The sequence below is a fragment of the Mycobacterium colombiense genome, assembly GCF_003284975.1.
Classification (GTDB): Bacteria; Actinomycetota; Actinomycetes; order Mycobacteriales; family Mycobacteriaceae; genus Mycobacterium; species Mycobacterium europaeum_A.
Genome location: NZ_QMEU01000143.1, coordinates 1 through 9,285, shown reverse-complemented (window position 1 = coordinate 9,285; position 9,285 = coordinate 1). Strand labels below are relative to the sequence as shown.

9 protein-coding genes are annotated in these 9,285 nt (G+C 70.5%); 5 read left to right on the top strand and 4 right to left on the bottom strand.

From position 1 onward, the window contains the following. On the bottom strand, positions 1 to 602 hold a 602-nt coding region (locus DQP58_RS24505; protein ID WP_346427290.1), incomplete at its 3' end, for a biotin/lipoyl-containing protein. Positions 603 to 800: 198 nt separating this feature from the next. On the opposite strand from DQP58_RS24505, the gene DQP58_RS24500 reads away from it, so the two are divergent. Continuing rightward, positions 801 to 2,579 carry an SDR family oxidoreductase gene (locus DQP58_RS24500; RefSeq protein ID WP_112710710.1) on the top strand — a complete coding sequence of 593 codons (1,779 nt, stop codon included), beginning with the start codon at positions 801 to 803 and terminating at the stop codon, positions 2,577 to 2,579. A 6-nt stretch (positions 2,580 to 2,585) separates the two neighbouring features. Here DQP58_RS24500 and DQP58_RS24495 read toward each other — a convergent pair whose 3' ends face one another. After that, a complete protein-coding gene (locus DQP58_RS24495) occupies positions 2,586 to 2,927 on the bottom strand; it encodes an aminopeptidase (protein ID WP_112710709.1) in 342 nt (113 codons plus the stop codon). A gap of 144 nt (positions 2,928 to 3,071) precedes the next feature. Between DQP58_RS24495 and DQP58_RS24490 the strand changes: the two genes are divergently transcribed. Both DQP58_RS24490 and DQP58_RS24485 read left to right on the top strand, forming a co-directional pair. After that, entirely contained in the window at positions 3,072 to 3,521 is a 450-nt protein-coding gene (locus tag DQP58_RS24490; RefSeq protein ID WP_112710711.1) for an SRPBCC family protein, read from the top strand. Beyond that, positions 3,518 to 5,113 carry a phytoene desaturase family protein gene (locus tag DQP58_RS24485; RefSeq protein WP_112710708.1) on the top strand — a complete coding sequence of 532 codons (1,596 nt, stop codon included), beginning with the start codon at positions 3,518 to 3,520 and terminating at the stop codon, positions 5,111 to 5,113. The genes DQP58_RS24490 and DQP58_RS24485 overlap by 4 nt, the downstream gene beginning before the upstream one ends. Here the strand turns inward: DQP58_RS24485 and DQP58_RS24480 are convergent. Then, positions 5,110 to 6,669: a leucyl aminopeptidase gene (locus DQP58_RS24480; protein WP_112710707.1), complete on the bottom strand. Its 1,560-nt coding sequence runs from the start codon at positions 6,667 to 6,669 to the stop codon at positions 5,110 to 5,112. The two genes, DQP58_RS24485 and DQP58_RS24480, sit on opposite strands and share 4 nt — an antisense overlap. Positions 6,670 to 6,719: 50 nt before the next feature. Between DQP58_RS24480 and gcvT the strand changes: the two genes are divergently transcribed. Both gcvT and DQP58_RS24470 read left to right on the top strand, forming a co-directional pair. Continuing rightward, positions 6,720 to 7,823 (top strand): glycine cleavage system aminomethyltransferase GcvT, encoded by a 1,104-nt coding sequence (gene gcvT / locus DQP58_RS24475; protein ID WP_112710706.1) that lies wholly within the window; start codon positions 6,720 to 6,722, stop codon positions 7,821 to 7,823. Between the two features lie 55 nt (positions 7,824 to 7,878). Continuing rightward, a complete protein-coding gene (locus DQP58_RS24470; RefSeq protein ID WP_112710705.1) occupies positions 7,879 to 8,988 on the top strand; it encodes a branched-chain amino acid aminotransferase in 1,110 nt (369 codons plus the stop codon). 65 nt (positions 8,989 to 9,053) lie between these two features. On the opposite strand, the gene DQP58_RS24465 is transcribed toward DQP58_RS24470, so the two are convergent. Then, on the bottom strand, positions 9,054 to 9,285 hold a 232-nt coding region (locus DQP58_RS24465), incomplete at its 5' end, for an adenosylcobinamide-GDP ribazoletransferase (RefSeq protein WP_205869535.1).

The following is a 9,285-nucleotide window of genomic DNA, read 5'->3' as shown; positions in this document are numbered from 1 at the left end:
CCGACGGGCACCGTGGCGTCTTCCTCGGCGGTGATGCTGATCAGGACACCGGCCACCGGGGACGGGATCTCGGTGTCCACTTTGTCGGTGGACACTTCGACCAACGCGTCGTCGACCTGGACGGAGTCGCCGACCCGCTTGAGCCAGCGGGTCACGGTGCCCTCGGTCACCGACTCACCGAGCTCGGGCATCAACACCGGGGTCGCATCGCCGGAACTCTGCTGAGCGGGCGCGGGCTCCGACCGGGCCTGGGGCTGGGGCTCCGGCTCGGGCTCCGGCTCCGGCTCCGGCTGGGGTTCGGCCTGCGCTTGGGGCTCCGGCTGGCTCGGCGCCTGCGAGTCGCCGCCCGCCGCGCCGCCTTCGGAGGCGTCGCCGATGACGGCCAGCTCGCCGCCCACCTCGACGGTGTCGTCCTCCTGGGCGACGATCTTGGTCAGCACACCCGCGGCCGGCGAGGGGATCTCGGTGTCGACCTTGTCCGTCGACACCTCGACGAGCGGTTCGTCGAGCTCGACCGTGTCGCCTTCCTGCTTGAGCCAGCGGGTGACCGTCCCCTCGGTGACGCTCTCACCGAGTGCCGGCATCTGGACGGAGAAGGCCATCGTTTCTGACTCCTCGATCGCTCGTGGGTCGGGGCGGGTCGATCAGCTCGCTTGCGGAAGGCGAAGTCGCAATCCAAAACTATCCTGTCACTGCGCCGTTGTCGGCACACATCCAGGGCAGATACCCCGCGCCGGGCGGGTGACGCCGATCACGCTTGCTACGGTGTGGCCAGTCCAGCCAGAGCGGGGAGGTCGGAGATGCCGCCAACACCACAACTACCCCAACACTTCGTCGACAGCGCCGACGGCGCCCGCATCGCGGTCTACGAAGAGGGCACCCCCGAGGGCCCCACCGTCGTGCTGGTGCACGGCTTCCCCGACTCGCACGTGCTGTGGGACGGGGTCGTCCCGCTGCTGGCCGAGCGGTTCCGCATCATCCGCTACGACAACCGCGGCGTCGGCATGTCCTCGGCGCCCAAGCCGGTAGCGGCCTACAGCATGGACCGCTTCGCCGACGACTTCGCCGCGGTGACCGGCGAGCTGAGCCCCGGCCGGCCCGTGCACGTGCTCGCTCACGACTGGGGCTCGGTGGGCATCTGGCACTACCTGAAGCGCCCCGGCGCCAGCGATCGGGTCGCCACGTTCACGTCGGTGTCCGGACCCGCTCAGGACCAACTGGTCGACTACATCTTCAGCGGGCTGCGGGCGCCCTGGAAGCCGCGCACCTTCATCCGGGCGATCAGCCAGGCGCTGCGGCTGAGCTACATGATCTTCTTCTCGATCCCGGTGCTCGCGCCGTTGTTCCTGCGGCTGACCCTGTCGGTCCCGGCGCTGCGCCGCAACGCCGTCGACAACATCCCCGTCGAGCGGATCCACCATTCCGACAAGCTGGCCGCCGATGCCGCCCGGTCGGTGAAAACCTATCCCGCCAACTACTTTCGGTCCTTCTCCGGTCGCAAGCAGGGCGTCGCGGTCATCGACGTACCGGTGCAGCTCATCGTCAACACCAAAGACAAGTACGTGCGGCCCTACGGCTACGACCACACCCCGCGCTTCGTGCCGCGGCTGTGGCGTCGCGACATCCAGGCCGGTCACTTCTCGCCGATGTCGCACCCGCAGGTGATGGCTGCGGCGGTGCACGAGTTCGCCGACCAGGCCGAGGGCAAGCAGCCCAGCCGCGCGCTGCTGCGCGCGCAGGTGGGGCGGCCCCGCGGGGCGTTCGGCGACACCCTGGTGTCGGTCACCGGAGCCGGCAGCGGCATCGGCCGCGAGACCGCGTTCGCCTTCGCGCGCGAAGGCGCCGAGCTGGTCATCAGCGACATCGACGAGGCGGCCGTCAAGGCCACCGCGGCCGAGATCGCCACCCGCGGCGGCGTGGCGCACGCCTACCTGCTCGACGTGTCCGACGCGCAGGCGGTGGAAGCGTTCGCCGAGCGGGTCAGCGGCGAGCACGGCGTCCCCGACATCGTCGTCAACAACGCCGGCATCGGGCAAGCGGGCGGCTTCCTGGACACCCCGCCCGAGCAGTTCGACCGGGTGCTCGACGTCAACCTGGGCGGTGTGGTCAACGGGTGCCGGGCGTTCGCGCGACGGATGGTGGAGCGCGGCACCGGCGGCTACATCGTCAACGTGTCGTCAATGGCGGCCTACGCGCCGCTGCAGTCGCTGAGCGCCTACTGCACGTCGAAGGCGGCGACCTTCATGTTCTCCGACTGCCTGCGCGCCGAACTCGACGCCGCCGGGGTGGGCCTGACCACCATCTGCCCCGGCGTCATCGACACCAACATCATCAACACCACGCGGTTCGACGCGCCCGCCGGCAAGCAGGCCGACGCCGTCGACGGCCGCCGCGGCCAGCTGGGCAAGATGTTCGCGCTGCGCCGCTACGGCCCCGACAAGGTCGCCAACGCGATCCTGTCGTCGGTCCAGAAGAAGAAGCCGATTCGCCCGGTGGCGCCGGAAGCCTATGCGCTGTACGGGCTTTCGCGGGTCGCGCCGCAAGGGCTGCGCAACGCCGCGCGCATCCGGGTGATCTGAGCCCGGCTAAGCGCCCGTCGCCGCCCCGCGGCGTCCGGTCAGCAACGTCGCCCCGATCGCGATGACCCCCAGCACGGCCAGCGGTATCGCCCACGCCCGCCGGCTGCCCACCGACGACTGGCACTGCGCGACATAGTCGGTGTGCGGGACGATCTGGTTCAGGATCGGGATGTTCGCCCCATTGCTGTTGTTCGCGCTCCTGGCCGCGGAAAGGTCCGTCGCCACGGCGTTTCCGCAGCCGACCGAGTGGCCGTTGCTGTCGGAAACCGACACCGGCGCCAGCAGGCCGATGACTCCGGCCAACAACAGCACGGCGCCCACACCGATGATCAACCGTCGCACCGTCATGGTCTCGCCTTCCGTCGTGGGGATTTCGACCGCTAGGGAGATTATCCGCGGGCACGCGCCGGTAAACCCGGCGTTGACGCCGCATAACCCGGCGATGGCCGGGTATCCGCCCGCGGTAACGCAAGACATTGGAGAGGTGTGCACGTGATCACTGCAACGCGCGAGGTGCCCGAGTCGTGTGAGCGGGTGTGGGAGGTGCTCGCCCAGGGCTGGACCTACACCCAGTGGGTGGTGGGCAACAGCCGGATGCGGGCCGTCGACCCCAATTGGCCGGAACCCGGCTCCTCGATCCGGCACTCGATCGGGATCTGGCCGTTGGTGATCAACGACGCCACCATTGTGGAGGAGTGCGAACCCCCGCACAAGCTGGTGCTGCTCGCCCGGCTGGGCCCGCTGGGCGCCGCGCGAATCACCATGCTGCTGCACGAGATTCCGCAGGGGTGCCGCATCGAGATGATCGAAGTTCCCGCCGAGGGGCCGATGGCGGCCGTTCCCGATTCCGTCGCGTTGGCCGCCGCGTACCCGCGCAACAAGGAGTGCCTGTGGCGGCTGGCGGCGCTGGCCGAGCGCCTGGAGCCGAGCCAGGTGAAGTGACCGTGCGCGACACCGCCGACGCCGTCGTGATCGGGGCGGGGCACCACGGGCTGGTGGCGGCGTCGATGCTGGCCGACGCGGGTTGGGACGTGCTGGTGCTGGAAGCCCAGCCCGAGCCGGGTGGCGCGGTGCGCAGCGCCGAGCTGACACCGGGCTACATCACCGACTTGTTCAGCTCCTACTACCCGATGACAGTGGCGTCGCCGGCGATGGCGGCTCTGCGGCTCGAGGATCACGGGCTGCGGTGGTCGCATGCGCCGACGGTGGTGGGGCATCCGCGCAACGCCGCCGACGACGACCCGCCCATCGTGTATCACGATCCCGCCCGCACGGCAGCCGAATTCGCGCGCCGCGTCCCCGCCGACGGCGAGAACTGGTGGCGTCTGGTGGAGCTGTGGAACAAGATCAAGGCGCCGCTGCTCGACGCCATGCTGGCGCCCTTCCCGCCGGTGCGTCCGCTGCTGGGGCTGCTGCGCAGACTCGGCACGCCCGAGGCCGTCCGGGTCGCCCGGCTGCTGGTCCAACCGGCCAATGCCATGGCCGCTGCGCTGTTCGAGGGCGAGGCGCCGCGAGTGTTGTTGCTGGGCAACGCAATGCACGCCGACGTCCCGCCGGATGCGCCGATCAGCGGCGCCATGGGCTTCCTGATGACGATGCTGGCCCAGGATCACGGCTGGCCGGTGCCGGTCGGCGGCTCGGGCCAGCTCACCGCGGCTTTGGTCAATCGGGCCCGTTCGGCCGGGGCGCGAATCGAATGCCAGCAGAACGTGTCCCGCATCGACGTACGGGGCGGGCGCGCCGTGGGCGTGAGCACCGCGGAGGGGCGAAGCGTGACCGCCCGTCGCGCAGTGGTGGCTGACGTGACGGCACCCCGACTGTTCTGCGACATGCTGCCCGCGGACGCGGTGCCGGCCGCGTTGCGCCGCGACATGCAAGATTACGAGTGGGACCCGCCGGTGGTGAAGGTGAATTATGCGCTGGCGACACCGATCCCGTGGCGGGCGAGAAACCTGGCGCCGGTGGGCACCGTGCACTTGGGCGCCGACGGCGACGGATTGATCCGCTGGATGGCCGACCTGAACACCCGCGTGATACCCGAGCATCCGTTCATGTTGTTGGGCCAGACCACCACCGCGGACCCGAGCAGATCACCCGCCGGCACCGAAAGTGTGTGGGCCTACACGCATCTGCCGCGCAACGTGTCCGACGACGCCTCGGCTGACCGGCTGGCCGCGGCGGTGGACCGGGTGATCGAAGAGCATGCCCCGGGCTTCGGCTCGGCGGTGATCGACCGCTTCGTGCAACGGCCGTCGGATCTCGAGGCCAGCGACGCCAACCTGCATCTCGGGGCGCTCAACGGCGGAACCGCGCAGCTGCAGCAGATGCTGGTCTTCCGGCCGGCGCCCGGCATGGGCCGGGCCGAAACACCCATCGAGCGGCTGTATTTGGGCAGCGCGTCGGCGACACCGGGCGGCTCGGTGCACGGCGCGTGCGGGCGCAACGCGGCGAAGGCGGCACTGGCCGCCGACGGCGCGACCGGCTGGCCGCGCCGCAAGCTGGGCCGGGCCGTGATCAAACGCCTTATCGGCTAGCCGTTTTCGGCGATGTCCTCCAGCACCGCGAACATAGTCCGCGTCGGCACGCCGGTGGAGCCCTTCGGCGAGTAGCCCCACGGGCTGCCGGTGTTGTAGGCCGGGCCGGCCACATCGATGTGCGCCCAACTCACGCCGTCGGCGACGAATTCGCGCAGGAACACCCCGGCCACCAGCATCCCGGCGAAGCGCTGCCCGCTGATGTTGGACAGGTCGGCCACTCCCGACTTCAGGTCTTCCTTGAGTTCGTCGGGCAGCGGCATCGGCCAGCCGTTCTCGCCCACCCGCTGCGAGATGGCCGCCACGCGGTCGCGGAACTCGTCGCTGCCCATCACCCCGGGGATGCGGGCGCCCAGCGCCACCGTCTGCGCGCCGGTCAGCGTGGACGTCTCGATCAGGTAGTCGGGGTTGTCCTCGCAGGCCCGCACGATGGCGTCGGCCAGGATGAGCCGGCCCTCGGCGTCGGTGTTCTGCACCTCGACCGTGATTCCGCCGTACTGCGTCAGCACGTCGCCCGGCCGCTGCGCGGTGGCCGACGGCATGTTCTCGGCCATCGGCACGGTGGCGATCACGTCGATCGGCAGCCGCAACTGGGCGGCCAGCGCGACGGTCGCGATCACCGCGGCGGCGCCGCCCATGTCCGAGGTCATGTGGTGCATCCCCGCCGCGGGCTTGATTGAGATGCCGCCGGTGTCGAACGTGACGCCTTTGCCGACCAGCGCCACCTTCTTGGCTTGCTTGGACCGCTTGGCCAGCTTCGAACCGCGGTGGATCAGGCGAACCAGCCGCGGCGGGCGCGACGAGCCCTGCCCGACACCGATGATGCCGCCGTAGCCGCCCTTTTGCAGCGCCTTGTCGTCCAGCACCTCCACCTCGAGACCGACGGATTCGCCCAAAGCCCTTGCGCGCTTGGCGAATTCGGCGGGGAAGAGGTGGCTAGGCGGGGTGTTGACGAAGTCGCGGGCGGTGGCGACGGCGGTGGCAACCGCGGCGCCGTGCGCGGCGTCGTTCTTGGCGTCCTTGGCCCCTTTAGTTTCCGAGGCGAGCACCGTGATCTTGCGCAGCCCTTGGTCTTTGGGCGCGGTCTTCTCGCTGCGGAACTCGGTGAAGCGGTAGCTGCCCAGGATCAGGCCCTCGACGGCGGCCGCGGCGATGCCCTCGCCGGGCAGCTCGGCCAGCGTGGTGAGCACCGACTCGGTCTTGCCCAGCGAACGCGCGGCCACCCCCGCGGCGCGACGAATGGTGTCGGCGGGCCATTCGGGCCGCGGTTTACCCAGGCCGACGGTCAGCACGCTGGACACCGGCAGCGATCCCACCACCAGCCGGTGCACCTGTTCGGCGCCGCCGGTGGCCTCCAGCGCACGCAGACCCGATTCGATCTCGGCCACCGCGTCGGAGGACAGGAACGGCTCGCCGGCCGCGACGGCCGCGCCCGGCTTGTCGTCCTCGCCGGTCGAGACGACGGGCACGATCAGCACGGTCGACGCGGCGGCGCGCCGTGGCAGCGAGGAGGCGACACTTACAGCGGGGGAGGCGTAACCGGGTTCTGTGCTCATCCGCATCACCCTAACGGTCCGGCCGTCACCGCTGATTAGGGTGAAGAGTCGTGAGCGATGCAGCCGAGGTTTTGCACGGACCGTTGGAAGAGCGTCACCGGAGCTTGGGCGCCAGTTTCGCCGAGTTCGGCGGCTGGCTGATGCCGGTGTCGTATGCCGGCACCGTCAGCGAGCACAACGCGACGCGCAACGCGGTCGGCCTCTTCGACGTCAGCCACCTGGGCAAGGCGCTGGTCCGCGGGCCGGGGGCCGCGCAGTTCGTCAACTCCGCGCTGACCAACGACCTGGACCGCATCGGTCCCGGCAAGGCGCAATACACGTTGTGCTGCACCGAATCCGGCGGCGTCATCGACGACCTGATCGCCTACTACGTCGACGACGACGAGATCTTCCTGGTGCCCAACGCCGCCAACACCGCCGCCGTGGTCGAGGCGCTCCAAGCCGCGGCGCCGAGCGGGCTGACCATCACCAACGAGCACCGGTCCTTCGCGGTGCTGGCCGTGCAGGGGCCCCGCTCGGCCGACGTGCTCGGCCGGCTGGGCCTGCCCACCGACATGGATTACATGGCCTACGCCGACACGTCGTTCTCCGGCGTGCCGGTGCGGGTGTGCCGCACCGGCTACACCGGCGAGCACGGCTACGAGCTGCTGCCGCCGTGGGAATCCGCGGGTGTGGTTTTCGACGCCCTGGCCGAGGCGGTCGGCGCGGCCGGCGGTGAGCCGGCCGGTCTGGGCGCCCGCGACACCCTGCGCACCGAGATGGGCTACCCGTTGCACGGCCACGAGCTGGCCCTGGACATCTCCCCGCTGCAGGCTCGCTGCGGGTGGGCGATCGGCTGGAAGAAGGACGCGTTCTTCGGCCGCGACGCCCTGCTGGCCGAGAAGGAGGCGGGCCCGCGCCGGTTGCTGCGCGGGCTGCGGATGGTGGGCCGCGGTGTGCTGCGCGCCGGGCTGACGGTGCTCGCGGGCGACACCCCGGTGGGGGTCACCACGTCGGGCACGTTTTCCCCGACGCTGCAGGCCGGTATCGCGCTGGCGCTCATCGACACCGACGCCGGCGTCGAGGACGGTCAACAGATCACCGTCGACGTCCGGGGTCGTCCCGCCGCGTGCGAGGTCGTGCGCCCGCCCTTCGTCGCGGTGAAAACGCGCTAGCGGCGCCGCGTGCGCGGGCGAAATCCGATTCGGTAGGCGGATATACAATCGGCGGATGACCAGTGGCTCCCTCGAGTTCACGGTTTCGCGCTCGGCAACTCCGGCAACCGATGCCGAACGCGAAACCATCCTGGCCGAGCCGGGTTTCGGCAAGTACTTCACCGATCACATGGTGTCGATCGACTACGACGAGACCGGCGACGGTTGGCACAACGCCCGCGTCATCCCGTACGGGCCCATCGAGCTGGATCCGTCGGCGATCGTGCTGCATTACGCGCAGGAGATCTTCGAGGGGCTCAAGGCGTACCGGTGGGCGGACGGCTCAATCGTGTCGTTTCGCGCCGAGGCCAACGCCGCCCGGTTGCGGTCGTCGGCGCGGCGGCTGGCCATCCCGGAACTGCCTGAAGAGCTTTTCATGGAATCGCTGCGCCAACTGATCGCGGTCGATCGCGCCTGGGTCCCGGCGGCCGGGGGCGAGGAGGCGTTGTACCTGCGCCCGTTCGTCATCGCCACCGAGCCCGGGCTGGGGGTGCGGCCGTCCAAGCGCTACCGCTACCTGCTGATCGCGTCGCCGGCCGGCGCCTACTTCAAGGGCGGCATCAGCCCGGTCACCGTCTGGGTATCGACGGAGTTCGTGCGGGCCAGCCCCGGCGGCACCGGCGCCGCCAAGTTCGGCGGCAACTACGCGGCCTCGCTGTCAGCTCAGGCCGAGGCCGCGGCCAACGGCTGCGACCAGGTGGTGTGGCTGGACGCCGTCGAACGGCGCTTCGTCGAAGAGATGGGCGGGATGAACATCTTCTTCGTGTTCGGCAGCGGCGGCTCGGCGCGGCTGGTCACCCCCGAGCTGTCGGGCTCACTGCTGCCCGGCATAACGCGAAACTCCCTGCTGCAGTTGGCCGTTGATGCGGGATTCTCCGTCGAGGAACGCAAGATCGACATCGACGAGTGGCAGAAGAAGGCCGCCGCCGGGGAGATCACCGAGGTGTTCGCGTGCGGCACCGCCGCGGTGATCACCCCGGTCTCGCACGTGAAGTACGGCGATGCCGAGTTCACCGTCGCCGACGGCCAACCCGGCGAGGTGACCATGGCGCTGCGCGACACGCTGACCGGCATTCAGCGCGGCACCTTCGCCGACACCCACGGCTGGATGGCCCGGCTCGGTTAGCTCGCTCCGATCGCCCGGCTGGCGGGGCGGTCGCGTCTTCGCGCCCGGCCAGCCGGGCGATCGGGCTAAAGCCGCACCAGCCCCGCGAGCGCCACGGCACTCACCGTCGCGGTCAGCTCGATCGCCGCGCCCAGCACGTCGCCGCTGATGCCGCCGAATCGGCGCACGCAGTGCCGCACCAGAATCGCGCCGCAGCCCAGGCCCACCGCCACCGCCACCGGGCCCTGCCACGGCCGCGGCCCGGCCAGCAGCGACACGGCGAGCAGCACCGCGACCCAGGCCGCCACCACCGACGTC